Consider the following 26,564-nt stretch of genomic DNA (forward strand, 5'->3'; position numbering starts at 1 on the left):
CGAAGTTCGGCGTAGGTCGCAAGAGCGGGCGAAGTTGGAGGCCATCGGAGCCCTGGCGGCGGGCATCGTTCACGAGATCAACACCCCAACCCAATACGTGGAAGACAACTTGCGTTTCCTCGCCGACGGGATCCATGAGTTGCTCAGCGCGACGATCGAAAACGACGGCCGTCACGAGGCGACTCCGGCGGAGCTGCAGACCCTTGCCGCAGACCTGCGCGATGCCTGCATGGACGCCATCGACGGCATCGGTCGCATCGCGCGGATCGTGGGGGCGATGCGCAACCTCTCGCATCCCGGGCAAGAGAGCTTCAGTTCGGTGGCGGCCTCAGCCCTGGTGGACGACGCGATGACGATGACGCGCGGTCAGTGGAAGCATGCGGCACTCGTCATCGATGAGGTCGATGATGGACTTGAGCTCTTCTGCGACTCCCAAGCGATCACCCAGTGCTTGGTCAACTTCATCGTCAACGCCACCCAGGCGGTGCGCGAGGCTGACCACGTCAGTGGTCGAATTCGCGTGATCGCTGAGCGCCGGGGAGATACCGCTGTGCTCGCGGTCGAGGACAACGGTCCCGGTGTGCCGCAAGAGCTGCAAGCAAAGATATTCGAGCCCTTCTTTACCACCAAAGCAGTAGGTATGGGGACGGGGCAGGGGCTGGCCTTGGTGCGACAGATCGTTGAGCAGGGCCACGGAGGTGAGGTGCGTCTTGAGGATGTGACCGGTGGCGGTGCCCGCTTCGCTCTGCACGTGCCGCTAGTGCCGATCGAGCCTGCGGTGAGCGGCTAGTGCACGCGCTGTTGGCGGTTGCGGAGGAGGAGTTTGACGCCCTTGGTGAGGCCCTGTCCGGCGCCGAGGACGAGTGGACCTGGGTGCATGCGCCCTCTCCCGATCAGGCACGCCAGCGCCTCAACGAGGTGGACGGCGACCAGCCCTTCGATGTCGTCGTCAGCGATGTCGGACTCATGGGTAGCGAGTGGCTTCATGAGGTGGCCGAGCAGTCCCCGATGAGTACGCGCCTGGCGCTTACCGATGACCCGCCACAGGCTGGTGGGTTGGCCTCCGTAGCGCTCGCCCACCAGTGCCTGGCGAGGCGGACCGCCGCAGAGCAACTCACCCGCGCCATGGGGGCTGCCAAGCGCTGGCGCCCGCCGAGCGCAGATGCCTCCACGCTCAAACGCCTCACTCGTCTTCGCAGCGTACCGGCGCTTCCGCGCACGCACGGTGAGTTGATGGGCGAACTACAAGAGGAGGAGCCCAACCTCTCGCTCATCGCGCAGGTCATCGCGGACGACCCGGCGATGAGCGCAAAGCTCCTGCAGCTGATCAACTCCCCTTACTTCGGCGTACGCGAAGAGGTGGCCAGCATCAAGCAGGCCGTATTGCTTCTCGGGCTGCAGACGCTGCGCGACCTCGCGATTTCACACGCATTGTTCCAGGCATTCGGCGGTCGAGTTGACTCTGGGTCATTGGAGCGGCTCTGGCGCGAGGGCCACGTGGTCGCAGCCCTTGTAGACCGCCTGAGCCGCCATCTCGAACTCGACGAGGCTGTGCGCGGCGAGCTGCGCCTGGCTGCGTTCGTACATGACATCGGCCGCCTGGCGCTGCTGGCCGTGGACGCAGAGGGCTACGCTGATCTCACCACACTTCATGGCGAGGCCCTCGTATCCGCGGAGCGTGAGCGCTACGGAATGGATCATGCAGCGGCGGGGGCCTACGTACTCGATCTGTGGGGCTTACCCGAGTCGCTGGTGCAAGCGGTTTATCACCACCACCGCCCCCCTAGCGACAGCGCGCAGTGGCCATACGGTTGGCTTATCTCCCTGGCCGCGTTGTTCACGCATACGCCCATTGAAGCACTGTCCGATGAGACTCTCGGCGAATGGGCGGCGCTGTCGGAAGTGACCTTGGAGCGATTCGCCGAGACTTGCCGAGAGGTAAGCGCAATGGTGCACGGCGCATAGTGTACGTGGGCGCGCAGAGGGTAGCTTAGCCGCTATCATCGGCGGATGAACATCGGATTCCTCGGCTGGTTGAGTGCGGGCGTAGAGTGCCTCGGGCTCGCGTTGATCGCTATCGATCTGTACCTGCCAAGGCTTCCGCAGGCGTGGCGTAGGGGCGTCGACGCAACCATGCCGCAGCCCCTCGGGGGCACGCCACGCCAGCGCGAGAACTACCGATTGACGATTTGGATCAGCCTGTACGCCGTGGTGTGGATAGCCGTTGCCGGTGGCTTGAGCGCCTTCGACGCCCGCCTCGGTGTTGCCGCCAACATCGCCCTAGCGGTGCTCACGGCCTTGGTGGTGTTGCTCTTCGGGCTGTTTCGATTGCTGCGCCTATCCGGTGTGTCATTGGGCCGTGGCAGCAGCCTTGGCACCCTCGGTCTTGCCACCGCTCTGATCGGTGTGGCCATGCACCTCTCCAACCTTTGGCTTGGCATCTAAGGCGTTTGGTTGCCCGTGGATGGAGGCTGCCGCTTGTCGTCACCAGCTGGGCGCGGGCGAGCCAGCTGATCGCTCTGGGAACGGGCTGACGGGCAGCCGAGGGCAGGACAGCTGCAGGGTCCCGCGGTTACCTTGCGCATGTCGTAGGCGCCACCGAGGGAGGGTACTGCGCGTTGCTGGGGGAGGGGAACTCAGCGATAGTGAGGGGCAGGGCGCCCACGGCCCAATCGCTCGGATCAGTGACGGAGCGCTGCACGTGTTTTCCTCGATCGAATCGACTTCGCTGCCCGCTGGGGCGTTGCTGCAGGCCTACCAGCGTCCAAATTGCTACGTTGACTGCTTCAGCGTGTTCTGCACGAGTGGGGTGGAGCACAGCCGATGGGTGCGCGCGTTCCTCGACTCGCGCGTGTTCAGGTTGGAACGAGCGGTGCTACGAACCCTCGCTTCAGCCGACAGCAGTGATGAGGCCGTCGCCGCGCTCATCACCGGCGGTGCAGAGACCTTTGCCGTGTGGACCGTCGAGCATCGCACGCCCCAGGAGCTCTTGCTACGAGACCGCACCGCGCGTACCCGCACGTGGTGGCGCACGCAACCGGAGACACACGGAGTGCGCCTGTACTTCGGATCCGCGTTGGTGCCGAAGGTGAACGAAGACGGCGAGCAACACGGGACGCTCGGCCCGTGGCGCTGGACGATCCCCCTGCATCGCGCCTATTCGCGTTGGCTGGTGAGTTCCGCCTGCGAGCGGCTCCAAGCATTCAGTTGAGGGGCGCGTGTCGCCTGGCGGGAAATCAGCTCCCTACGCGGCGCCAGTACGCGTCGCCCAAGCCCCCCAAAACGCCAGTCGGACGGTGGGTGGAGTCGTTGCGGGCCTGCGCACGCGGCTGGATCGTTTTAAAGCACATTGCGTCTGTCGATCGGGCGGGTGGAGCGAGCGTCGGCCGGTCGTTGCGCGAAGGCGCCAACGGGATCCCCTAGCGGTCACGAAAACGCCCGAAAGGATCCAACCCGAAAGGTGCCCTCAGGAGCGTGATATCGCTTGCTCAGAGTCCCAAGCAATTGATTGCGCGCCACTTTTTCGCTCGCTTCGGTGTCCACCTGCTGGCAGGAAAAGTAGGAAAAGAAACGTGATTGTGAACCTATGTTCCGAGATCTTCCCATTCGTGATGCTCTGCCTAGAATGCGCCCAGCGTCGGTAGGGGCCGACGACTACTACCCTCTAGGGAGCCATGAGAGAGAATGAAAATGACCAGAACTTTTACCGCAGGTACCTTCGTCGGGATGGCCCTGCTCGCCAGCGGCTGTGCCACTACGGAAGACACGCAGACTTCCATGGTCGAAGGTGCCGCTAACGAGAGCCAGGAGCTGATCGACAGCCAGCGCGAGCGTATCTCCTCGCTCGAAAGCGAGCTAATGCAGCGTGAGCGCGAGCTCGAGGCTGCCGAGAGCGCCGCCCGCAACAGCGGCAGCGACGGCAACGCTATGACCGCCATGCTGTCCGTTGACCCCCTGTTCCCGCCGAACCCCGTGCCCGGTGAGTGCTACGCTCGCGTGCTGATCCCCGCGAGCTACACCACGGAGAGCGAGACCGTGCTGGTGAGCGAGGAGTCTGAGCGCGTCGAGATCATCCCCGCCCGCTACGAGACGGTGCAGGAGACGGTGCTCGTCAAGGAAGCGTCTAGCCGCCTGGAAGTGGTGCCCGCCGTCTACGAGACCGTCACCGAGCGTGTGCTGGTGAAGGGTGAGTCTACGCGCATCGAAGAAGTGCCCGCTACCTACCGCACGGTCACCGAGCAGGTGCTGATCTCGCCGGCGCGCACCGAATGGAAGCGCGGCCCCGCGTCGAGCTTCGCCGCTAACGTTGTCGATAGCGCCACCACCGATACCGGTGAGATCATGTGTCTGGTGGAAGTGCCGGCCAAGTACGAGACGGTCACCCGTCGCGTCGTCGACCAACCTGCCTCCACGCGTGAGATCGTGATCCCCGCCGAGTACCGCACCATTGAGAAGCGCGTGCTGGTCACGCCTGCGACCACCCGTGAGGTCACCGTCCCCGCTGAGTACGACACCGTGACCGTGACCCAGCTGGTGGATTCGGCTTCGGAGCGTCGCATCCCGATCCCGGCCCAGTACGAGACCGTGACCCGTCGCGTGAAGACCGACGAGGAGAACCTCGAGTGGCGCCAGGTCGTGTGTGCCGTCAACCTGACCCAACCGAACGTTGCCTCCCTGCAGCGCGCGCTTCAGGACGCTGGTCGCTACAACGGTCCGATCGACGGCATTATCGGTCCTCAGACCTTGGCCGCAGCCAACAGCTACGCCAAGTCCAACGGCCTGCCGACGGGTACCAACTACATCGCCATGGAAGTGGTTGAGGACCTGAGCCTGAACTTCTAAGTTCCGGCGCGCGACACGTGCTGTTGCCAAGGGCTGCGCTCCGCGATGGGGCGCAGCCCTTTCTCGTGCTATCGCGCTTGTGCAAGGAAAAGGGCGGTGCCGCGATGGCACCGCCCTTTGGGTGGGACACCCGATGGTATCCCGTAGCCTAGCGAAACCCTTAGTTAGGTAGCGGGAGGCGGCAGCCGAAGGTGAGCTCGGCCACGAAGGTCTTCCAATTGGCGTTGACGTTCTCACTCTCCGCCGCGTACTGACCGACGTACCAGAAGCGACGACCGTCCGGGTCGGTCGCCATACCGGTGTAGTCACCCCAGCGGTTCGGCGAGTTCGGATCCTGGAAGGAGCGGTAGGCCTCGGTACCGGCGATGATGTCCGAGTCGGCACGCAGGCGGTTCAGCGGATCGACGAACAAGCGACCGGAAGCGGCCACGGACGGGAACATCGAGTCGCTGCTCTTGGTGTAGCCGATAGCCATGTTCTCGCAGCGGTCTACCGCGAGGCTGGGGAAGAAGCGATGCACACCGTCGCGTGCGGTCAGCACACCGGCACGGATCACGCCGTCCGTGCTAGCGCCCACGGTGACTTCGGCCGGATCGATCTGTGCCCAACGCGCGCAGTTGACCACGCCAGTGCCCGGGTCGCAGGACACGGTTTGGGTGGTCCACAGCTTGCCGTTTCGGAACTCGGTCTCCTGGCCGCGGAAGTCGTTACCAGCGAGCAACACATCGGAGCCTGCCTGCGGCACGGAGACCGGGAAGCAGGACTGGTCGGCGCAGTCGAGCTTGGAGGCCGCTGCGAGGTCGACGTCACCAAGCTTGGTCAGCACGTCAGCACCGAAGGGAGCATCCCAGGCCCACACGCTGTGGGTCGGACCGTCGAACACTTCCGTCATGAAGTAGTTGGGGCCTTCGGTGGGGAAGGTGCCGTCGTTGGCGCCGCGTAGCTGCGCCGGCTGCGGCGTGCTGTTGAAGTCCGGCACCAGGCGCTGGACCACGCGGATCGGATCGCCGTTCAGCAGATCGTCCTTGTTGACCGCGAAGATGCGGCCGCCGACGAAGCTGTCGCCGAATTGGTTGGAGCCGACGTAGATAGCGTCCGTACCAACCCCCATATGCGGGAAGTCGAAGAACTCACCGTTAATGTCAGCGGGGAAGGCGAAGCGGTTCCATGTACCGAGGGGATCACCGTCGGTCGTGGCGGCGATGCAGTAGTCGGTGCCGTTGCCGTCCACACCTAGGATGAACTGGCCGGTGGACTCGTCGTACACGACATCCGGATCGAAGGGACCGCCGGGCTCACAGGCCGGATCCACGCCAGCGAAGAACTCGCTGAAGGCGGTCGGCGGCTGCAGCTCGTTGCCGGCCTTGTCGTAGATGGCGAAGGTCACGTTGACGACCACGATGATGTGATCCGGGCCGGCCGTGATATCGGGATCCGGCGGCACGGTGGCGCTAAACGGCACAGGATCCACACAGCAGTCTTCGGCACCGATGGCCTCGAAGCTGTTGAGGATGATCGGGCCACGACGACGGCTCTGCTGACGGGCAGCGGGGACGCGGTTGGCGGACTGCTCAGCGCGGCTGATCGCCTGGTTGAGCTGTGCATCGTTAAGCGGCGACTCGATTCGTCGCCCACCGGACACCTTTACCGTGCCGTTCTTAGCGGTGGCGGCGCGCGGTTTCACTGTGGTCATCTGAATCGGGTACGCGCGGGTGCCCACGTAGCTGGCGCGATCGCCAGAAACGCGGACGGGACCCGAGCGTTCCTTCATGCGCTTGACGACTTCGACGGACGCGCTCATCGGCACGGATAGTCGCTCGACCTCGGGCTGCTGCTGATTGGCGTCCGGCGAATTTGCCGACACCGCCCACCAGCCGCCCAGGGCGACCAGCGACAGTAAGCCTGCACGGGCTGCTAAATCACTCATTCGGTGTTACCTCTCCGTAGGTTCTCTACTTAGTGCGGATTGCGAGAGCTGTTCTTGTTCTCCCGTGGCCACTTCATGCGCCCACAGGTGTAGGGAAAATACCACAGCGGGTGACTTTGTCACGTGGTGTGTCTGGCGGCGGTGGGTTGTCGGCTCGCTAGGCGGCGAAATACGGGATTAGGTAGTCGCGCATACTGCGGCGCGGCAGCCTCTCAAGAGCGGCGAGAGCACTACGTCTGATGCGGATGTATCATTTGGTGCGCTGCACCGTTCGCAGGGTAGAGAGTATGTCAGCACGGGAGTTGCGCGCCGGCGTCGGCGCGATGTTATGGCTAATCGTCGGGTTGGCGGCAAGCTTGAGTGCGGCCGCCGTTCCTGGCGGGTGGACCGCGACCGCGTACGATCCTGGCATCCCCACCCTCGAGCAGGTCGTGGGACATCCGCTTGGCGCACAGATCACCGGGTCTGCAGAGGCGCTTCGCTACCTACAGGCGCTCGCCGAGGCGGCACCGGACCGTTTGCGTCTGATCGAGTATGCCCGCAGTTGGGAAGGACGACCGCTCGTGAACCTGTTGGTGGGTTCCCCTGATCGGCTGCGCTGCGCACTTGGGTGGAGGCGGGTGGCGTACTCGTCGCCATAGGCGAGGCCTTGCGCTTCATCACGGACCCTGATGTGGCGCTCCTTTCCACCCAACGTGAGCGTTTGGCTGGCAGCGAAGTGGAGGATCGGGAAAAGAGCGCCACCATCGCGGGCTCGCTGATCGAAGGCCCGCCAGACAATGCGGCCGCGCTGCGGCGTCGGGATCCCATGCCTGATCCTCTCCCCGGCGTACTGTTGCGAGCCGTTGCCGATCGCCAACACTGGCTCACAGCGGGGGTGGGTGATGGCGGTGTGAACCTCCTGGTGGAGGGGCGGGATGTATACCGCCCCTCGGCCCTAGATGAAGGTGTCAATGCCATGCGCTTTGCGTCAGCCCAGGACTTGGGCGCGGGCGGCCATCTGTGGGCGGAGAACCGAGCGCAGTGGGTGTGGAAGCCGGCCGTTGCCGTGACCAAACGGGGCAGAGGCTTGGTGGTGGCATTCGTCAGTGACCCAAACTTCAGAGGTGCCCTGGATGGGGGGCTAATATCTTGTTCCTCAATGCTTTTCTGCGCGGTCCGGCGCACACGAGACGACTCCACTGAGGTGCGAGGCACGAGACAAGCTAGACACTCATTCGCTATTTAGCTAAATTACGAAAATGAGTCAGGTGTTTCGTGCCCTAGCCGACCCGACGCGGCGCCACATCCTGGAACTGCTTCGCGATCGCGACATGTCTGCGGGCGAATTGGCGGCGCAGTTTCCGCTGGCCAAGGCCACCCTGTCGCGCCACTTCTCCGTGCTGCGCGAGGCCGAGCTGATCCACGGCGATCGGCGGGGGACGAGCATCGTGTACCAGCTGAACGTGTCCGTGCTGGAGGAGGCGCTGCTGGAGTTCATGAGCCGCCTGTCTATCGATAGACCGGATCAGCAGGAGAGTGAAGATGACTGACGCCCTATCGCAGCTACGCAATCGCGCCTTCGCCTTCGGCTTGGTGGTGTTCGCTCTGATGACGCTCATCTCGGCCTTCGGTTGGCTAAGCACCGAGCCCGGATCTGAGTTGCCTGTGCATTGGAATTCTAGCGGTGAGGTGAATCGCTACGGTTCCCGAGCCGAGGCCTTCGGGCTGATGCCTGCCATCTGGCTGTTCATGGTGCTGGTCTTCGCACTGCTTCCAGCACTGGAGCCGCGCCGTCGCCACCTCGCCCAGAGTCGTTTGCCTTACTTGATGGTGATGTTAGCTACTGGCCTCTCCATGTTGGTGATTCACGGCCTGGCCACCGCTGCCGCGCTGGGAGCGACGGTGGAGATCGCCCGGGTCATTCCGCCCATCGTCGGTGCTGCGCTGGTCGTCACGGGAAACTACATGGGCAAGACGCGAAGCAACTACTTCATTGGCGTGCGCACGCCGTGGACCCTCTCCTCGGAGCTATCCTGGCGCAAGACCCACCGGTGGGCGGGGCGGGTGTTCGTCCTAGTGGGGCTGGTGATGGTGCTGGGGGCGGTCCTGCCGTGGCCGCAGACCCTGATGATGGCGAGCGTTGCAGTGCTGTTGACCGCGACCGTGATCCTGGTGGCCTACTCCTACGTGGTCTGGCGTACCGATCCAGCCCGAGAATAGCGGTTGCCCGCGAGGGCGTGGCGGTGGCTCTCGCGGCGCGCAGCGACCACAAGCAACACGAGGATCAGCAATAGGGGCGCCGCAGCCAGCAGCAGCACCTTCTCCCAGCCTAAGCTCAGTACCGTCGCGCCCGCGAGTAGGCTGGCGAGGGCCGCCACGGCGAATACGCTGAAGTCGTTGGCGGCCTGTGCTTTGAAGCGCTCGTTCGCACGGTAGGTGCTCAGCAACGCTGTGGTGGCGCCGACGAAAAGAAAGTTCCACCCAACGCCGAGCAGCACCAGTGTTGTCCCGTAGTGCATAATCGCACGGCCGCTGATGCCGATGGCGATGCACGCGAGCATCATCGCCGCGCCAAACCACATCATTCGCTGTGCTCCCAGGCGCCCGATCAGCAGCGCAGCGCCCAGCGATGGAGCGTACATCGCCACCACATGTGCTTGAATCACCGCCGCTGTGGCGCGCAAGGGGTGACCGTCAACCACGTGCATCGCAACGGGGGTTGCCGTCATCAGCAAGGCCATCGTGCCCTGGGCGACTACCGCAGCGCCTACCGCCAGAAGGAAGGCCGGTTGGCGGGCGATCGTCAGCAGCGGGCGTGGCGCATCCTCCGGAGCCGACGATGCGGTTCGACCCTCGCTAAAGGGGCGCATAGCGGCCACGAGGCCCAACACGGCTATATGGCCCAAGGCCAGCGTGCAAAAGGCGAGGCGAAGCGGGTGCTCAACGCCGAGCGCGCTGATCCTGGCGATCAGCGTGCCGCCGGCAACGGCGCCGACCATCGCACCGAGCAACAGCCAGGCGATCGCCTGTCCGGCACGATCGCTGTGCACCGATTCCGCGGCGGCGAAGCGAAGCTGTTGCCCGCACGCGAGGGCGGCGCCTAGGCCCGTGGCAGCGAGGCAGAACAGACCAAAGCTGCCGGCGTTCACGGCGGTGCCGGCGAGCAGGGCACTGACCAAGGCGATGCCGGCGCCCAGCGCGATACCGGCGCGCCTGCCGAGCCGCCTCATGGCCATGCTGGTAGGGACGGTCGCAAGGGCTGTACCGAGTACGGCGAGAGAGATCGGTAAGGTGGCCAGGCGCGGATGCGGTGCGAGATCGTTGCCCACCACGCCGCCGACGATACCGAGCATAACGGCACCGGCCGTGAAGGTGGCCTGGATCAAAAATAGGATCGCAAGGTTACGTTCAAGCGCCACGGCATCCACTCGTAGTTCGAAGACCGTTAGCCGCGCGCCGGCGGCCCGTGATACCCATGGAGTATTCGTCCCGAGCGACAGCGCTGTCACGAACGGCGCACCGACTTTGCGACCCGTACCGCGGCTTTAGCGCCGCGCGCGCCAGCGCGGTCCTTTGGGAGGGCCGGTGGCGGGCTTCGCAGGATCTTTGGGGCAGGGCGCAGTCGCCCTTCGCGCTTGTGGTTTAATGGGGGGATGAACCTAATCATTTTCGGACCGCCCGGAGCGGGCAAAGGCACCCAAGCTGCGCGCATCAAGGAGCGCCTTGGGATCGTGCATGTGTCGACTGGTGACATGTTTCGCGATCACCTCAAGCGCGACACGGCGCTCGGCCAGCAGGTGAAGGAGATCATGGCGCGCGGCGCCCTGGTACCCGACGAGATCACCGACCAGATGGTTCGCGATCGCCTCGAGCAGGACGACGCAAAGAAGGGCGTGCTCCTGGATGGCTACCCGCGCAACGTGGGCCAAGCGAAGGTGCTGAGCGCGCTGTGCGCCGAGTGGGGACGCAGCGTCGAAGGGGTGGTGGTGATCGAAGTCCCGGAGGACGAGCTAAAGGCTCGCCTGAAGAGCCGCGCCGAGCAACAGGACCGCGCCGACGATGCGGATCCTCGGGTAATCGCCAATCGAATCCAGACCTATCACGATCAGAGCGCGCCTTGCGTCGCCTACTTCCGCGGGGTCGGGCTTGCTGTGCACACGATCGACGGCGTTGGCGAACTCGACGCAGTGACCGCGCGCATCATGGGAGCCCTAGGGGTTTAGGGCGACCGTCGCGGCTGGCTCTCAGCGCCGGCGGCGCGCGGCGGGTGAGTTCATGCGCGTCGCGCAGGGCACTTCGTTATGATGCGCGCCCATGACCTACAGCCCTCCCAAGGCCGCCCTGGCGCGGGCGCTTACGTCCGCTAAGACGCGCGTCCCCGGCCTGTCATTGGCCGTCGTGATCGGATTGGCTGCGAGCTACCTGGCTGAACACTACGGCGGCCCAGCGATGCTGTTCGCACTGCTCCTCGGCATCGCCTTCAACTACCTCTCCGACGACCGTTCCGTATCACCGGGCGTTGTATTCGCATCACGGGGGCTGCTGCGGATCGCCGTGGTGCTCCTGGGCGCCCGACTTACCCTCGGTGAAGTGCAGGACCTTGGATCGGGCGTGGTGCTGCTGGTTCTCGCAGGTGTGGTGGTCGGATTGCTGGGCGGGATGGCGATCGCCCGCGCCCTTGGTCTGACTCGCCCGCACGCGGTCCTGTCCGCGGGCGCGGTGTCGATATGCGGCGCTTCGGCTGCACTCGCCATCGCGTCCGTGCTGCCGCAGGACGGCGATGCTGAGCGCAACACCACCATCACAGTGGTCGGTGTGACCACCCTCAGCACCATCGCCATGACCCTGTATCCGATCGTGGCGGGACTGTTCGGCCTGCCGGATCGGGCCGCTGGGATCTTCCTGGGCGCGACGATCCACGATGTGGCCCAGGTGATCGGTGCGGGCTACATCATCTCGGACCTCGCCGGGGAGACAGCAGCTGTAGTGAAGCTCCTTCGCGTCGCTTGTCTGATGCCCGTGGTGCTCGCGATTTCCCTGGTCATGCGGGCGAGTGCCGCCGCGGTACCGGGAAAACGCCCGCCGCTGCTGCCATGGTTCGTGATCGGGTTCGTGGTGTTGATGCTAGTGAACAGCGCCAACCTGCTGCCCCCTTCGTTGGTGGCAGTGCTTGGCAGCCTGTCGCAGATGGCGCTGGTGATCGCCGTGGCGGCCTTGGGCGTAAGGACCTCGCTGGCGCAGTTCACCGGCGTGGGCGTGCGCCCACTGCTGGCGATGGTGGCGCAGACCTTATTGCTCGCGGTATTCGTCTTGGCAGGCGTCACGCTGCTGGTCAGCAGGTGATCTGAGATATCTCGCTAGACGGCGAATCAAGGGCAGGCGTTACCCACCGCCCGCGTTGCCCAGGTACCATCCCCCGCGTGTCACCGCGGAGCCCACCATGACCCCCAGCCTCCTGTCTCTTGCCCCCCCAGCGCGCGCGTTGCCAGTCACCTTGGCGACCGCCTTGCTCTGCCTCGTAGGTGTGTCCGACGCCGCTCACGCGCAAGCGACGGCAAAGCCGGTGCTGCACGGCAAGCACTGGGTGGCGGTCACCGGCAAGCCCCTCGCAGCGACTGCAGGGGCCGTGGTTTTCGCAGGTGGGGGCAACGCGGTAGATGCCTCCTGCGCCATGCTCGCTGCTACCTCCACCATGTGGGACACGCTTGGGTGGGGGGGAGAGACCCAGGCGTTGATCTACAACCCGAAGACGGGCGAGGTGAAGGGCGTCAACGGGCTCGGCGTGGCGCCGACGGGAGCTACGCCTGAGTACTTTCGCGAGCAGGGTATGCAGTACCCGCCAGAGTACGGGCCGCTCGCCGCGGTGACGCCGGGCACGCCTGGGGCGCTGATGGTGATGTTGGCGGAGTACGGACGCTCCAGCTTGGCGCAGGTGCTCGCACCCGCGGTCGAGATGGCCGACGGCTACCCCATCGAGGCGGCCCAGGCGAACAACATGGAACGCAGGCGTGAGGTCATCGCGCGCTGGCCAAGTTCGCGCGCGGTGTTTCTGCCGCACTACGACCCCGAGCGTCCGAACCGTCGCGCAGCACCGGTGGCTGGCGAGATGTTCCGTCAGCCGGATCTTGCTCGCACCTTGCGCCAGCTGGTCGAGACCGAAGCGCAAGCGCTTGCCCAGGGCAAGTCGCGCAAGGAGGCCATCTACGCTGCCTACGAGCGCTTCTACCGCGGCGACATCGCGAGGGAGCTTGTACGCGCCACTCGCGAGGCCGGCGGGCTGTTCACGCTCGAGGACCTGGATCGCTGGCAGGTGTATTTGGAAGAGCCAGTGTTCACGAGCTACAAGGGCATCGACGTCTACAAGCTCACGACCTGGGTGCAAGGGCCGGTGATGCTGCAGGCCCTGAATATCCTCGAGCCGATAGACCTCAAGGGCATGGGCTACAACAGCACGCGCTACATCCACACGCTCTACCAGGCGATGAACCTAGCCTACGCCGATCGTGACTTCTACTACGGCGACCCCTACGTTCCGCCGGCCGAGCCGGTGCGCGGTTTGCTATCGAAGGACTACGCGGCCGAACGACGCAAACTCATCAACCCGCAGCGCAACGACCCGACCGTTCGCCCCGGGGATCCTTATCCGTTCCAAGGTGAGCGCAACCCGTTCCTCGATCTGCTCAAGCAGTGGCGCAACGTGCCGCCGGACGCGCAAGGCGTCGGCGAGGATGGCTTTCAACAAGCGCGCCACACCGCGCCACTGCCCCTTCGGCAAAACATGACCGAGGCCGACGGTGACTTCCTCGCCGGCACCACCTCGATCCAAGCCGCCGATGAGGAAGGTTGGGTGGTCTCCATCACGCCGAGCGGCGGTTGGGTGCCTGCGTTCATCGCCGGCACCACCGGCATTGGCTTGAGTCAGCGAATGCAGTCCTTCGTCTTGAACGAGGCGATGAACCCCTACAATGTGGTGCAGCCTGGGCAACGCCCGCGGGCCACGCTCACGCCCAGCCTGGCCCTCAAGGACGGTAAGCCGATGATGGCCTTCTCCGTCCAGGGAGGCGACACTCAGGATCAGAACCTGCTGCAGTTCTTCCTCAACATCGTCGAGTTCGGCATGGATGTTCAGCAGGCGGCAGAAGCACACAATATCACTAGCTTTCAGATGCAGAGTTCCTTCGGGGCGCACAAGGCGCAGCCCGGGCGCTTGCAGGTGACCGCCAAGGTGTCCGAGTGGGTGCGTGCGCAGCTCACGAAGATGGGCTACTCGGTGGAGATGGTTGACCGCACCTACAGCCCGATCACGGCCATCTGGATCGACGCCGAACACGGCACCCTGTGGGGCGGCGCCAGCGACTATGGCGATGACTACGGCATCGCCTGGTAGGAGGACACACATGGAGAAGCTTGCATCACTCAACGTCCTCGGCGAACCGTTGCAGCCGTGCTCTCAGGATCCGCTTACGGGCTTCTTCCGCGACGGCATGTGTGACACCTGCGCCGAGGATGCTGGCAGCCATACCGTTTGTGCGGTGATGACCGAGGAGTTTCTCGCCCTGTCAAAGTACCTCGGCAACGATCTCTCCACGCCGCGTCCCGAATACCAGTTTCCTGGGCTGAAGCCGGGTGATCGCTGGTGCGTCTGTGCGTCGCGCTTCTTGCAGGCTGTGCACGAGGATGCGGGCCCGAAGGTGGATTTGGCGGCGACCCATCAGCGCGCCTTGGAAATCGTGCCGATGGAGATACTCGAGTCCTACGCGCTAACCGCCTGAGCTGAACGAAGCAGCACCTAGCGAAGGCTGGCGAGGATCTGCGCGTTGAGGCTAGCACGCTGCGCATCCGGATCTGCCATCGCTGCCACCGCTTCGAGCTGCGATACCCACCGGGCTGGCAGCGCGTGATGGCGGGCACCGTGCACCACAAGGGCTTTGTACCAATCGTAGGGCTGCAGGGCGGGGTCGATGAAGCGGTTCGGGGGCAAGTACGTGAAGGCCTCAACTGTCCCTCCATCTCGGTGCGTCACCTCAACGGTGATCGGGACGTATCCACCGCCGTGCACACCCTCCGCGTGGTCCAAGCTCAGGCGATCGTCTGGTGCCATGCGGTACAGCACGCCGTAGACGCTTGCTTGCGGGTCATCCGTCGGCACAATCGCGCACTTTCCCGACCCGTCCGCTCCGCGTTTGGTGAAGGTCAGCGTGTGGCCGCTGAGGATGGCGACACCGAGGGCCTGGCGCGAGGGCACGCGTCGGCGCAGGCGTTCCGGATGCAGGTTGGAGCCGTAGGCGAAGTAGATCATGGGGCGCTGCTTCTCAGGTCGCGACCGGGCACTCGATCTTCGCACACGCCAGGCTCGCCTTGCGTCGCGGCGTCGGGAGGCACCATGCTCGATCCTCCCCAGCACGCCACGGATGGAGCCTAGCGTGGCTGCCAACACCAACGATGACCTGCACATCATCGATCAGATGCTCACCGAGCGCGCGCCACGCCTGTTGCGCAGCCGTTGGTGGCCGCTCCTGGGCCCCCTGCGCGACGCATTCTTCGGATACCACAAGGCGCGTCGCATGGCCGACGCGATAGCGCCCCTCGGCGGGCAAGAGGCGCTCGACTACATCAGTGAGCTGCTGGGCCTTGAGGTGCTCGCCGAGGGGCTGCATCACCTACCGCCTTCGGGGGCATGCGTAGTCGTGTGCAACCACCCCACCGGGATCGCCGATGGGATCGCAGTGTTCGACGCGTTGAAACAGGTGCGTGGGGATCTGAGATTCCTCGCCAACGCAGACGCGCAGCGGATCTGTCCACGCTTCGACGACGTGCTGATACCCGTCGTCTGGCCACCAGCGAAACGGAACGTTAGGTCGACTAAGGTAGCCCTGCGAATGGCTCGCGCGGCGCTTCAGCAGCAGAAGGCGCTGGTGATCTTTGCTGCGGGCCTGATGTCCAAGCACATCGACGGTAGGCTACAAGATCCTCCCTGGGAGCATTCCGCGGTCGCGCTGGCTCGCAAGCACGCTGTTCCCCTCGTGCCCCTGCACGTGGCAGGGCCCTACTCCTTGCTGTTCCATCTGTTCCATCGCCTCTCGCAAGAGCTGCGAGACATCACCTTGTTCCATGAGTTCATGAACAAGGCCGGTCGGCGCTTCACGCTGCGCCTCGGACCGACGATTGACGTGACCGCCCTCGAGCAAACTACCAACGAGGCGCTGACTGTGAGCCTCAAACACTACGTGGAGCGCGTGCTTCCCGAAGAGCTAGATCTCCCCTTCCTCGATTCCCCCTCCTACGTCCCAATCGATCGTAAAAAGCTCTGTTGATTCGGGGACTTGTCACCTGTCGCGGGCAGGCGACAGCGCGTTGATCTTCTGCTTGCTCGCGTCAACCGCCCGTGCACCAGTCCGTTGTCTGGGTCGTGATATCAACGAACGCACTATGCGGATCGGAGTTTGCTATGAAGATCATGAACAGGCTGCGATGGATTTCGACGCTGGCCGGCGTAGGTCTGCTGGCGGTCACTGCTGGCTGCGGTGGAGGAGGCGGTGGCAGCGCCAACCTAGACAACCCGGGACCGGTCGGAGACGGTGGTGACACGCCGGTGTCCGTCTGTGACCCAAACGACGCGGACACCTTCGACAGCTGTGGTGTGGGCGTGGTCACCGTAACGGATGCGGATGGCGACGTCTTGAGCTACGCCGTTGACATCGTGTCCCTGCGCTTGGAACGCGCCAGCGGTGACATCGTGGAAACCCTTCCCGGGACCACCCGAATCGACTTCGCCGACTACGTGGAGCTGTCCGAACTGCTCGGCGCTCCACGGCTGCCACCCGGAACCTATGTGGGTGGCTCGATGACCTTGGACTTCACCAATGCCGAGGTGGTGGTGGAGCAGGACGGGGAAGCTGTGCTGGCGAGCGTGGTCGACGCTGAGGGCAACGCCCTTGCGCAGACCACGATCGAGGTGACCTTGACCGATCGTACCCAGTTCTCGATTGCAGCAGGTCGTGCCGCGCTGCTGGCGCTCGACTTCGACCTGGAGTCGTCCAACGAGGTGGACGCCGAGGTGTCGCCGCCGTTGGTGACCGTGCAGCCAGTGCTTCTCGCCGAGGTGAACCCAATCGAGCAGAAGGAGCTGCGCGTACGCGGTGTGCTGGAAGCGGTCGACACCACCGGCAGCGCCTACGAGGTAGACGTGCGGCCTCTGGGTCGTGGCGACGGGCGCTTCGGCGATGTTGCCGTGCGCGTCACCGATCAGACCACCTACGACATCGACGGCGAGCTGTTGACCGGCGCCGAGGGTCTCGCTGCTCTGGCTACATTGCCCGAGGACACGCTAACGGTCGCCTTCGGTATCTTGTCGACTGGTGAGGCCAGCTTCACCGCAGACAGCGTGCTCGCCGGCAGCAGCGTGCCGGGCATCGAGAGCGACACGGTGGTGGGGACGGTGGTCGCTCGGGAAGGCGATGAATTCACTGTGCGCGGTGCCACCGTGGTTCGCTCGGGTGATGAACCGAGTGCCTTCTTCGATTCGGTCACGGTGAGCGTTGGGCCCGCCACCCAAGTTACGCGACCGGTCGACCCGATCGAGGGGCTGACCACCAGCGCCATCTCAGTGGGTCAACAGGTGCGGATCTTCGGCGTCGCTAACGTGCCGGTGATCGATGAGGACGATGACGACGACGGGGAGATCGACCCCGCCGCGCCGTTGATCCTGCCTCCGCTCGAGCTCGACGCCACCGAGGGTCGGGTGCAGCTCCTGCGCTCCCAGGTATCAGGCATCGTGGCGGACAACCAAGCCGGGCTACTGACCTTGGATCTAGCCTTCATGAATACGCGCGGATCCGACGTGTTCGACTTCTCGGGTACGGGCTTTGCGCCGGAGATGGACGCTGACCCTACTGCCTACGAGATCGATACGAACGGGCTTGGCGCTGAGGCGCCAGTTGGGGGCGCGGCGCGGGTGTTCGGCTACGTAAACACCTTCGGCGAAGCGCCGCCGGATTTCGAGGCATTCACCACGGTCCAGTTCGAAGGCCTGCGCGCCGTATTCCGCTTCATCTTTAACCCCGCCCTTGGCGATCAAGCGTTCTCTAGCATAGGCGCTGACGGTGTGGCTCTGAACGCCGAGGCGCTGGAGCGTGGGCGGATCCGCGTGCCGGGCTTGCGCGTGCCACTCGGGGCGCCGCAAATCCTGCCGACGCTGGTGCCGGCGGGCGAGGCGAGTCGCTACGCCATCGTGGATGGCGAGGGAACGGAGATGTTCGAGGACTTCGCGACCTTCGCCGATGCGCTCGCCCTACGTTTGGACGGCACGACGTTGGTACGCAGCATCACGGCGGCTGGTGCATACGCCCCGCTAGCCACCACGCTGGAGGCACGCAGCCTCGTGGTGGTGTTGCGCGCGCCAGCCAGCGCGCTCTAGCTAGGCCTGACCGGGCCTCCCGTTGCGCCCGATCCAGTGCGGTGGATCGGGCGCTTTTTTATCGCCTCCGCAACCAGGTGCCATCGATTAGGTAGTGCTCGCGGTTGCCGATGCTGACGCGCCAGCGGCCGTCGCCCTCGGCCAAGGCCCACGTGAAGGTACCGTCGCGGGAGCGGAATTCGCCGTCCTCGTAGCGCAGCACACGCAGGGTGTGCTCGTTGGCCTTGGCGGGGCTTGCGAGGAGAAGGGTTGCGCCGCGCCCGTCACGCACGAGGCGGGCGGCGCATTGCTCGGCGACGTCATCGCGGGGCGCGGAGCACGGCACGGCCCCGATCGCATCGTAAGTCAGCAGCTCGCGGTTCGGTGCGGGTGCGGTCGGTGCCGGCCGGGTTGGGGACCGCGGTGGTTCGAGGTCCTGCTTCGTGGCCGGGCGCAGGGTCCATCGCGGAATCCAACCACGCACCTGGCGGTTGGCGTAGAGCGCGACGCGACACCACGCCTGGTCGGGACCGACATCGACGCATCCCAGGTCACGCAACACCGCGCCGCTACTCAGCTCGCGCAGCACTGTTTCCTCGAGGGCAGGGCCCGCGCGCAGCATTACCGGCCGCGGAGCCTCGAAGGTCCGAATCGTCCACAGGGTCTGCTTCAGACGGGGGGCGGCGTCGGCCGGAGCCAATGCGAGCAATCCGATCAACGCGGTGAGCGTCAAGGCGCCCGTGCGCTTCATTCAGGCGCCCTCCTCAGGGCGCGGCACCGGTGCTTGTGCCGCTTCCGTTGCCGTCGGCTTGGGCGGATTCATGCGCCCGCGCAGTTGCGCCTCCCACTCAGCGCGAAGTTCCTTTACCCGTTGTACGTAGGGCGCGTTCTCCATCGGGGGGATGTTGATGTCGTACAGGGGCGCCACCTCGAGCATGGCCTGGCGGTCTACCTTCTCGAACTCGCCCGCCATGCGTACCGCCTCCTCGCGGGAGAACCCGAGGGCTTCGAAGGCCGAGCGTCCAGCGCGAATCGAGCTGTCGTAGGTCTCGCGGATGATGTCGCGACAGCCCACGCTGTACAGGTCGTACACATGGAGGCGATCCACGGCCCGTGCGAGCACGTGCACCTTGGGGTAGTGCTCGATGATGTAGCGGGTGAGCTCGGTGATCTGCTGCTTGTTATCGATCGCGATAACCAAGAGGCGCGCCTTGTCGATGCCGGCCGCGTGCAGGAGGTCCGGGCGGGTGGCATCGCCGAAGTACACCTCGAAGCCGAAGGTACGCAACATCTCCAGCTGCGAGGAGCTGTAGTCGACCACCGTAGTCTCGAATCCTGCGCCACGAAGCATGCGGTTGACGATGCCGCCGAAGCGGCCGTGGCCCGCGACGATGATGTCGCAGTCGCGATCGATGTCGTCTGCCTCTTGCTCCTGACCGACGGCGTAGCGCGGCACGATCAGGCGGTCGTAGAGGATGAAGAGCACGGGCGTGAGCAGCATGGACAGCGCGACCACCAGCAGCAGGCGATCGGCGAGCAGTCCGGGAATGACGCCGTTGGCGACGGTAAAGGCCAGCAGCACGAAGCCGAATTCGCCCGCCTGTGCCAGACCGAAGGCAAGCAACCATCGATCGGTGCCTCGCAGGGAGAATATCTGTGCGAGCCCCTGCAGTACGGTGAACTTAACCAACATCAGGCATAGGGTCAGCCCAAGCACCAGGGACCACTCGGCGGCCAACAGGCCGAAGTCGATGTTGGCACCGACGGTGATGAAGAATAGGCCAAGGAGTAAGCCCTTGAAGGGATCGATATCCGCCTCGAGTTCGTGGCGGTACTCACTCTCGGCCAGCACAACGCCAGCGAGGAAGGTGCCGAGGGCTGGTGAAAGCCCGACCAGCGCCATGAGCAGGGCGATGGCGACGACGATCATTAGGGCTGCAGCCGTAAACAACTCGCGCAGGCGGGCGACACCGATGAAGCGGAAGATGTACGGCGTGACTCGCCGTCCGATGAAGATGACTCCCGCGATCGCGCTTAAGGTCACGAGCATGCGCTGCCACCCGGACAGGCCGGCCACCAGGCTCATCGCCTCGCCGCCGCCGTGACCACCGTTGGCCGCGGGCGCGTGGGGCGTGCCTTCGCCCACCGCAGCCATGGCCACGTCCGCCGAGGGCGCGAGGCTGAGCTCGGGCAGGGCGAGTAGGGGGATGAACGCGAGCATCGGGATGACGGCGATGTCTTGAAAGAGCAACACTGAGAAGGAGGCGCGTCCCCCCTCGCAGTTCATCAGCCCACGTTCGTTCAGTGTCTGAAGGACGATGGCGGTGGAGGACAGGGAGAGCACAAGACCGGCGGCGAGGGCGATCGACCACGGCTGGCCCAGGGCCATCGTAAGGGCGGTGATCGCAGCCGTGGTGCCCAGCACCTGCAGGCCGCCGAGGCCCAACAGGCGCGAGCGCATCGCCCACAGGCGATCCGGCTCGAGCTCAAGGCCGACGAGAAATAGCATCATCACTACGCCGAACTCGGCGAAGTGTTGAATCGCCACCACATCGACCTGCAGTGCGTGGAGTAAGGGGCTGAGGGCGATACCGGCAATCAGGTAGCCGAGGACGCTGCCCAGGCCGAGCCGGGAGGCCACGGGCACGGTGAACACGCCGGCACCAAGGAAGAGGAAAATCAGCAGCAGGTAATCGGTCATGGACGGGAAAATCGGCCTTTTCGCAGCACAGGGGACCGCAGTGTAGGGCATCGCCGGTGCTCTGGCCCGAGGCGGCGGCAGCGCTCGGGAGGCCTCGGTGATATCTAGCCGGTATCCTCTCGTCTAAGTACGCTCACTTGCAAAGGAATTCACTATGCGTCAGTTCATCACAGGCCTGTGTGCCGCCTTCGCTCTAATCGGTGTCAGCCAGGTCGCCATGGCTGCGCACGAGGACGCGCTGGTGACGCGCACGAGCGCGCACTCCGTTACGCAGACCCTCGATCGCTTGGAGGCGATCGTGCGCGAGAAGGGGTTTACCGTGTTTGCCCGAATCGACCATGCGGCCGGTGCCGCCAAGGTGGAAAGGGCCCTACGGCCCACCCAGCTGCTGATCTTCGGTAACCCAAAAGTGGGTACGGCGCTGATGAGCAGTGCGCAAAGCGTTGGCCTCGATCTGCCGATCCGCGTGGTCGCTTACGAAGACTTGGACGGCACCGTGCACCTGTCCTACACCGCACCCGCAGCACTCGCCGCACGCCACCACATCGGCGATCGCGACCAGATAGTCAAGCGGATGACCAAGGCCTTAGAGGGTTTCACCACGGCGGCGGCCGCTCCCTAGGCCGCCCCGTGGCAGGTGCCCCTCGGTCGCCATCCCAGGGTGCTGGGGAGGCTCTCCGCGAGCGTGGCGCGGCGACCGCGATCGTGCTGCGCTCGTCGGCGCTGTACCTCGGCGAGCTGACCGTGGTGGAGAAAGGGCGGTCGGAGGCGGTCGCCGGCCGTTCCAGGTTTAGCGGGCGTGGCCTGAAGAACCTCTTGCTGCCGCTGTTGCACAGCCTGGCCAAGCGAGCGCCAGACTGGGTTGTGATGGTGCCCGTTCGCGTGGCCGCCCGCTTGCTCCGCTGGGCCTATCACTGGCGTGCCAATCCCCTGCGCCAGGCGCTCATGGATCTCGCGGCGGTGGCCTCGGACAGGTCAGGGCCCGCGGATCCCCGAGCGATCTACCACCGCTTTTTGGACAATGGGTGCGCCACGCTCCAGGCCTACCTGGACTTGCGGCGCCGCGGGCTCGACGCAGCGCTGGCGCGCGTGGAACTACCAACGGAGCAGAGCGCGATGGTCGAGCGCTTACTAACGGAATACGAAGGTATCGTCTTGGCCGTGGCACACAACTACGCCAGCGCCTTCGCGGCGGCCCGCTTGAACCAGGCATTTCCGATGCTCCTGGTGGCCAAGAACTCCAACACGGCCGCGCGTACGCGCTTGGCCCTGGAGATGTTCGAACGCATGCGGGTGCAGGTGCTGATGGTTCGCGGCGGCAACCCCATGGGATTGTCACGGGCGATCTTCCGCGCTCTCGGCGAGCGTCGCGCCATCGCCGCGACGGTGGACAACGTGGTCAGCGGGGCTGAAACGGTCCAGACGGAGATCTTCGGCGTGTCCGTAAGCCTCTCGCCCTGGGCAGCGAACCTCGCCGCCAAGCGGGGTGTGCCCCTGGTACCGCTTTGGTTCAGCTGCCGGGGGCAGGGGCGTGTGATGCCCCAGCTGGGTGTGCCCCTGATCAGCGCCGACCCGACCGCGCTCGTGAAGCACTACGCGGCATTCTTCGAAGATCGCGTGCTGGAGGATCCCGCTAGCTGGGCGTACCTGGCCGACAAGCACTGGGGCAAGGTGCTGCGCCGGGCCGCGCTGGCCCTCTAGGCGGCAGATTTTTTCCTTTTGCGGTATCATCTTAGGCAGCAGGGGCGCGCGGGGCGCAGGCTCCGCCCTCGCCCCTGTTCACCCAAGAGTTCACTTAGCCGAAGTGCCCTTGCCGGGCCTCGGACACTGGAGCGTTCATGGCAGAGAAGATCGAGGTTTCCGGCCCCCTGGTAATCCTTCACGGCGATGAGATGGCCCAGGTGGCTTTCGAGCGTATCCTGGAGCAGTTCGTCACCTCGCGCCTCGCCATCCCCTTGGTGGAGTTCGATCTCTCGGCGGAAAACAGGCTGCTCACCAACGGGGTGGTAGTCACCGACGCCATCGACGCACTAAAGTCGTGCGGTGTAGGGGTCAAGAACGCCGGCATGACCGTGAACAGGCGACAGCTTGAGGGTCTTCTCGCCAAGCACCCGCACGTGCAGGAGGGGGCGCTGCACCGCCTCGCGACGCGCTCGCCGAACGGTGCGATCCGCAAGGGCATCGGTGGCAACATCACGCGCGAGGACATCCTGTTTCACAACATCGAGATCAGCCGGCCAGGTTGGGTCGGCCGTGATATCGAAGTGGACACGATGGAGACGGGCGGCATCAAAGACAGTGCCAATGGCCTGTCCGAGGTGTCCGGCGTGGTCAAGCTGCTGTTTGTGGGGGCGAGCGGCGATCCCGTGGAGCTGCATAGGCGCGACATCTGGCGCGGCGATCCCTGGCTAATCGCCAGCAACGACATGGAACGGGTCCGCGAGTGGGCACATCGCTTCTTCGCTCGAGCACTCGATGAGAAGCGCGACGTCTACCTGGGCCTGAAGGACACCGTGATCCCCGGCTACGACGGGGTCATGCGGGCCGCGATCGAAGAGATCTACGAGGAGCACTACAAGGACCGACTGGCGGGGGCGGGGTTGTCGTACCACTACGAACTCATCGACGCCCAGGCCGCCCGCATCGTGGCCAACCCGCCAGAGCGTGCCCTGTGGGGCGTGCCTGACAACACCACTGGCCGTAAGCTCTACAAGCTGGTGACGCGCCTGAAGCGCTTCGGGATCCCCCAGCGCGAAGCGCACGTGTCCATTTCCCGCATGAGTGCCGGCGGCGGCGACCAGTACGGTAGCTTCAATGCCGCCGCGCCTGAGGACGGGATGCTCAAGGTCGTCATCGACGGCGTAGAAAGGCACGCGCGCAAGGTCAGCAAGGGTGATCCGATCCTTCTGATGCACAACGATCGCGAAGCGATCAAGGACTGGGTGACGCAGGTCTTCCGCGACGCATCACGCAAGGACAAGGAGGTGTACTTTGGGCTCAAGCGCGAGTACATGGAGTACGACGATGTGTTCAGCACCGTTATCACCGAGGTGCGCAAGGAGCTTGCCGCGCACGGCACGCGCATGCCTTCCTTCATGATCATGCGCCCGTCTCGCCAGTTAACGAAGATGATCACCGATCCGCCGCGGAATGCGCTGTATCCTGCTCAGAATCTGGACGGGGATATCTTCTCCGACATATCAGCCGCGCTCGGTGGCAGCCTCGCCACGGCCAGCTCAATCATCGAGAGCAACGACGGCACCATGTTGTTCGAGGCCCCCCACGGCACGGCCCACGACCTCTACCTGCGCTACGTCGAAACAGACGGCAAGGAATCGCACTTCAACTCGTCCGCCTTGATCTTCGCCGTTGCCAACGCCCTGCAGACCCGCGCAGACCGAGACCATAACGAGGCGCTCAGCGCCTACGCGAGGACCTTAAAGCAAGCCCTCATCGACACGGTGGGGGACTACATCGTGACCCCGGATCTGCGCGGCAAGACCAACGATCCGCAGGGAGAGCAGATAGTGGACATGCAGGGCTTCCTCGACGCTATCGAAACGCGCCTGGATCAGGCTCTTTCGGCATAGGGGTTTTCCGAAATGGGGACCGTGTCGCCTCGCCAGCGACAATGGGCGCAGCAGTGGGAACAGGACCTCTCTCAATGAACAGCAAGCAGGTGGCCGCTCGCTCGGACGCGGCGCAAGCGGCATTGGCCATAGTTCGCGGGCTACAGAAGCGGTTCGTCGCCGGTCTCGAGGCTCTCGCGAGGAATCGGGGCAGCGACCAGCACCTGAGCGCCGTCGACTGGCTGCGCGACGGGGGGCGCCACGGTGGCGGTGTGCGCTACGAGACGGGCGAGGGTGATGTGTTCTGGCGCGGCTCCGTAAACGTCTCCCAGGTGCATTACGACGATACGCCGCAGAAGCAGCTCGGTTCGGCCAATGCCATCTCCACGATCATCCACCCGCGCCACCCCTTGGCGCCGTCCGTTCACATCCATGTGAGCTTCACGGAACGCAAGGATGGTGCTGGGTACTGGCGCGTGATGGCGGATCTCAACCCTTCCCACCCCCACGCGGACGACACAGGCCGCTTCTTGGAGGCGTTGCAGACCGCGGCACCCGAGCAATTCGAGCATGCCAAGGCCCAGGGCGAGCGCTACTTCTACATACCCGCTCTCGAGCGCCATCGCGGCGTCGCCCATTTCTACCTGGAGCACTTCTTCTCGAACGACCCTGGGGAGGACGCAGCTTTGGCTTGCGGTGTCGGCGAGGCGGCCATCGACAGCTACCTCGCTATCCTGTCGGATGCTCTGGCTCGATCGGCGGCGCCCACCACCGAGCAGCGCGCAGGGCAGCTGGCCTACCACTCAGTGTACCTGTTCCAGGTGCTCACCCTCGACCGCGGTACCACTAGCGGGTTGCTGGTCCACGACCAGAACGACGTTGGCATCATGGGGTCTCTGCCGCCCTTCGTGGACGCGGGACTGCTGACGTCATGGGTCGCGCGTATGGCGCCACCACAAGATCGTCTGCTGCGCAGCCTGATCGAGGCGTTGGGGCAAGACGCGGGCGTATGCCCAGTGGACGAGGCACGCAAGCAACGCTTGGCCGCAGCCGTCCGCTACCACTACCAGCTGCACCCCAAGGCGCTGGAGTTGCAGGCTGCAGGGGACGTGGTTCCACCCACGGTGGCCAACCACGAAACTGCCTGAGCGTTCGCTTAGTCGTCGGGGTCGCCCAGGAGCCAGCGGGCACCAGGGCCCCTTGCAGCGGCGCGGTCCTCGGGGTTGTAGAGGCGGCAGTGCTTTAAGGATAGGCAGCCGCAGCCGATGCAACCGTCCAGGCGGGCGGCGGTGCGCTTTAGAATCTCGATTTGCTCCTCGATGTCATCGCGGAAGGCGCGGCTGATGCGCTGCCAGTCGCGGCGGGTGGGTGTGCGGCCGTCGGGCAGCGCCTCTAGGCGTGTACGGATATCGCTCAAGGAGAAGCCGAGTTGCTGGGCGATGATGATGAAGGACAGGCGGCGAACGTCGGCGCGACGGTAGCGGCGTTGCTTGCCGTGGGTGCGAACTGGGTGGACCAGGCCTTCCTGCTCGTAGTAGCGGATGGCCGAGACGGCGAGCCCCGTGCGCGTTGCGACGTCGCCGATCGTGAGCCATTCCTGCGAGGGCAGAGGGGGTACCGTCGGGTGGGAATCGGACCGCTCTGCCATTACGTTCCCTCCGGCTCAAGTCGAAGTGGCACAGGCTTGCCTCCTTGCAAGCGCGCCGCCGGTCCCCTCTTCGGTCGCATGACCCGCATGGACGGGCTACTTGAATCGTTCGGTGCTGCAGGCACCCGGCGCAGTGCATACAATGGAGGGGTTCCTCGTCGGAGCCAATGCTATGGCTGACATCTTGCCGTTCAAGAAGCCCTCCCGAAAGAAGCAGTCCGAGGGGAAGACCCTGTGCGCTCGCGGACTGCACCGGTGGGTGGTGGATAAGGAACGTCGCTTCGACGTCAAGCAGGGTAAACTCATCACGACGCAGCGTTGCAGCCGTTGCGGTATCACTCGCACCAAGGCCACCTAGCTACTAGCCTGGATTATTCATGAGCCAAAAGAGAAGAAGGCCCTCGATGTGTTAGAAAGGTGTTACGACACAGCACTTTCGGACACAAAGAAGGCCTTCCAATGGACGACGTTACCACAGCGCAGGGTGCACTGTTCAACAC

26 protein-coding genes are annotated in these 26,564 nt (G+C 64.8%); 20 read left to right on the forward strand and 6 right to left on the reverse strand.

Features of this window, described 5'->3' with window-relative positions; translation table 11 throughout:
• Nucleotides 1–34: 34 nt before the first annotated feature.
• From AAGA68_23350 to AAGA68_23370, 5 genes are all read left to right on the forward strand, one after another.
• Nucleotides 35–790 (forward strand): HAMP domain-containing sensor histidine kinase, encoded by a 756-nt coding sequence (locus tag AAGA68_23350; protein ID MEM9388011.1) that lies wholly within the window; start codon nt 35–37, stop codon nt 788–790.
• The gene (locus AAGA68_23355) at nt 790–1,965 is read left to right on the forward strand and encodes an HDOD domain-containing protein (GenBank protein ID MEM9388012.1); all 1,176 of its coding nucleotides are present in this window, start codon (nt 790–792) and stop codon (nt 1,963–1,965) included. Before AAGA68_23350 ends, AAGA68_23355 begins: the two co-directional genes overlap by 1 nt.
• Nucleotides 1,966–2,010: 45 nt before the next feature.
• Complete coding sequence (locus tag AAGA68_23360) at nt 2,011–2,445, forward strand: hypothetical protein (protein ID MEM9388013.1); 435 nt, start codon at nt 2,011–2,013, stop codon at nt 2,443–2,445.
• A gap of 256 nt (nt 2,446–2,701) precedes the next feature.
• The gene (locus AAGA68_23365) at nt 2,702–3,211 is read left to right on the forward strand and encodes a hypothetical protein (protein ID MEM9388014.1); all 510 of its coding nucleotides are present in this window, start codon (nt 2,702–2,704) and stop codon (nt 3,209–3,211) included.
• Between the two features lie 479 nt (nt 3,212–3,690).
• Entirely contained in the window at nt 3,691–4,842 is a 1,152-nt protein-coding gene (locus tag AAGA68_23370) for a peptidoglycan-binding domain-containing protein (protein MEM9388015.1), read from the forward strand.
• Between the two features lie 160 nt (nt 4,843–5,002).
• Here the strand turns inward: AAGA68_23370 and AAGA68_23375 are convergent, their stop codons facing one another.
• Nucleotides 5,003–6,769, reverse strand: coding sequence for a hypothetical protein (locus tag AAGA68_23375; GenBank protein ID MEM9388016.1), 1,767 nt, complete (start codon nt 6,767–6,769; stop codon nt 5,003–5,005).
• A gap of 287 nt (nt 6,770–7,056) precedes the next feature.
• On the opposite strand from AAGA68_23375, the gene AAGA68_23380 reads away from it, so the two are divergent.
• Genes AAGA68_23380 through AAGA68_23395 form a run of 4 tightly spaced genes read left to right on the forward strand, consistent with a single transcriptional unit; the run spans nt 7,057 to nt 8,971 of the window.
• On the forward strand, nt 7,057–7,410 hold the full coding sequence (locus tag AAGA68_23380) for a hypothetical protein (protein ID MEM9388017.1): 354 nt from the start codon (nt 7,057–7,059) through the stop codon (nt 7,408–7,410).
• An 8-nt stretch (nt 7,411–7,418) separates the two neighbouring features.
• Nucleotides 7,419–7,997 (forward strand): hypothetical protein, encoded by a 579-nt coding sequence (locus AAGA68_23385; protein ID MEM9388018.1) that lies wholly within the window; start codon nt 7,419–7,421, stop codon nt 7,995–7,997.
• Nucleotides 7,998–8,010: 13 nt separating this feature from the next.
• Nucleotides 8,011–8,301 carry an autorepressor SdpR family transcription factor gene (locus tag AAGA68_23390; protein ID MEM9388019.1) on the forward strand — a complete coding sequence of 97 codons (291 nt, stop codon included), beginning with the start codon at nt 8,011–8,013 and terminating at the stop codon, nt 8,299–8,301.
• Entirely contained in the window at nt 8,294–8,971 is a 678-nt protein-coding gene (locus AAGA68_23395; GenBank protein MEM9388020.1) for an SdpI family protein, read from the forward strand. Before AAGA68_23390 ends, AAGA68_23395 begins: the two co-directional genes overlap by 8 nt.
• Here AAGA68_23395 and AAGA68_23400 read toward each other — a convergent pair.
• A complete protein-coding gene (locus AAGA68_23400; GenBank protein MEM9388021.1) occupies nt 8,935–10,170 on the reverse strand; it encodes an MFS transporter in 1,236 nt (411 codons plus the stop codon). The two genes, AAGA68_23395 and AAGA68_23400, sit on opposite strands and share 37 nt — an antisense overlap.
• 234 nt (nt 10,171–10,404) lie before the next feature.
• Here AAGA68_23400 and AAGA68_23405 point away from each other — a divergent pair, with 234 nt between their 5' ends.
• The 4 genes from AAGA68_23405 (at nt 10,405) to AAGA68_23420 (ending at nt 14,523) form a co-directional block, all read left to right on the forward strand.
• A complete protein-coding gene (locus AAGA68_23405; GenBank protein MEM9388022.1) occupies nt 10,405–10,974 on the forward strand; it encodes an adenylate kinase in 570 nt (189 codons plus the stop codon).
• Between the two features lie 91 nt (nt 10,975–11,065).
• Nucleotides 11,066–12,094, forward strand: coding sequence for a putative sulfate exporter family transporter (locus AAGA68_23410; protein MEM9388023.1), 1,029 nt, complete (start codon nt 11,066–11,068; stop codon nt 12,092–12,094).
• Between the two features lie 97 nt (nt 12,095–12,191).
• Nucleotides 12,192–14,138 (forward strand): gamma-glutamyltransferase, encoded by a 1,947-nt coding sequence (locus AAGA68_23415; GenBank protein ID MEM9388024.1) that lies wholly within the window; start codon nt 12,192–12,194, stop codon nt 14,136–14,138.
• Nucleotides 14,139–14,148: 10 nt separating this feature from the next.
• Nucleotides 14,149–14,523 (forward strand): DUF2237 domain-containing protein, encoded by a 375-nt coding sequence (locus AAGA68_23420; GenBank protein MEM9388025.1) that lies wholly within the window; start codon nt 14,149–14,151, stop codon nt 14,521–14,523.
• Between the two features lie 17 nt (nt 14,524–14,540).
• Here the strand turns inward: AAGA68_23420 and AAGA68_23425 are convergent, their stop codons facing one another.
• A complete protein-coding gene (locus tag AAGA68_23425) occupies nt 14,541–15,050 on the reverse strand; it encodes a gamma-glutamylcyclotransferase family protein (protein ID MEM9388026.1) in 510 nt (169 codons plus the stop codon).
• Between the two features lie 124 nt (nt 15,051–15,174).
• Here AAGA68_23425 and AAGA68_23430 point away from each other — a divergent pair, with 124 nt between their 5' ends.
• Nucleotides 15,175–16,065, forward strand: a complete 891-nt coding sequence (locus AAGA68_23430) for a 1-acyl-sn-glycerol-3-phosphate acyltransferase (GenBank protein ID MEM9388027.1) — start codon at nt 15,175–15,177, stop codon at nt 16,063–16,065.
• Nucleotides 16,066–16,199: 134 nt separating this feature from the next.
• Entirely contained in the window at nt 16,200–18,167 is a 1,968-nt protein-coding gene (locus AAGA68_23435; protein MEM9388028.1) for a hypothetical protein, read from the forward strand.
• A 58-nt stretch (nt 18,168–18,225) separates the two neighbouring features.
• Here AAGA68_23435 and AAGA68_23440 read toward each other — a convergent pair whose 3' ends face one another.
• Both AAGA68_23440 and AAGA68_23445 read right to left on the reverse strand, forming a co-directional pair.
• Nucleotides 18,226–18,897, reverse strand: coding sequence for a hypothetical protein (locus AAGA68_23440; protein MEM9388029.1), 672 nt, complete (start codon nt 18,895–18,897; stop codon nt 18,226–18,228).
• Nucleotides 18,898–20,847 carry a cation:proton antiporter gene (locus tag AAGA68_23445; GenBank protein ID MEM9388030.1) on the reverse strand — a complete coding sequence of 650 codons (1,950 nt, stop codon included), beginning with the start codon at nt 20,845–20,847 and terminating at the stop codon, nt 18,898–18,900.
• A 154-nt stretch (nt 20,848–21,001) separates the two neighbouring features.
• Here AAGA68_23445 and AAGA68_23450 point away from each other — a divergent pair, with 154 nt between their 5' ends.
• The 4 genes from AAGA68_23450 to AAGA68_23465 all read left to right on the forward strand — a co-directional run bounded on the left by AAGA68_23450 (nt 21,002) and on the right by AAGA68_23465 (nt 25,564).
• Nucleotides 21,002–21,469 (forward strand): DUF302 domain-containing protein, encoded by a 468-nt coding sequence (locus AAGA68_23450; protein ID MEM9388031.1) that lies wholly within the window; start codon nt 21,002–21,004, stop codon nt 21,467–21,469.
• A gap of 83 nt (nt 21,470–21,552) precedes the next feature.
• Nucleotides 21,553–22,548, forward strand: a complete 996-nt coding sequence (locus AAGA68_23455; protein MEM9388032.1) for a hypothetical protein — start codon at nt 21,553–21,555, stop codon at nt 22,546–22,548.
• Nucleotides 22,549–22,685: 137 nt separating this feature from the next.
• Nucleotides 22,686–24,437 carry an NADP-dependent isocitrate dehydrogenase gene (locus AAGA68_23460; GenBank protein ID MEM9388033.1) on the forward strand — a complete coding sequence of 584 codons (1,752 nt, stop codon included), beginning with the start codon at nt 22,686–22,688 and terminating at the stop codon, nt 24,435–24,437.
• A 74-nt stretch (nt 24,438–24,511) separates the two neighbouring features.
• A complete protein-coding gene (locus AAGA68_23465; GenBank protein MEM9388034.1) occupies nt 24,512–25,564 on the forward strand; it encodes a coproporphyrinogen III oxidase in 1,053 nt (350 codons plus the stop codon).
• 8 nt (nt 25,565–25,572) lie between these two features.
• Here AAGA68_23465 and soxR read toward each other — a convergent pair whose 3' ends face one another.
• A complete protein-coding gene (soxR, locus tag AAGA68_23470) occupies nt 25,573–26,064 on the reverse strand; it encodes a redox-sensitive transcriptional activator SoxR (protein ID MEM9388035.1) in 492 nt (163 codons plus the stop codon).
• A gap of 172 nt (nt 26,065–26,236) precedes the next feature.
• Here soxR and AAGA68_23475 point away from each other — a divergent pair, with 172 nt between their 5' ends.
• Entirely contained in the window at nt 26,237–26,422 is a 186-nt protein-coding gene (locus tag AAGA68_23475) for a hypothetical protein (GenBank protein MEM9388036.1), read from the forward strand.
• The last annotated feature ends 142 nt before the right edge of the window (nt 26,423–26,564 follow it).

It is taken from the genome of Pseudomonadota bacterium (assembly GCA_039193195.1).
Taxonomy (GTDB): domain Bacteria; phylum Pseudomonadota; class Gammaproteobacteria; order Steroidobacterales; family JBCBZW01; genus JBCBZW01.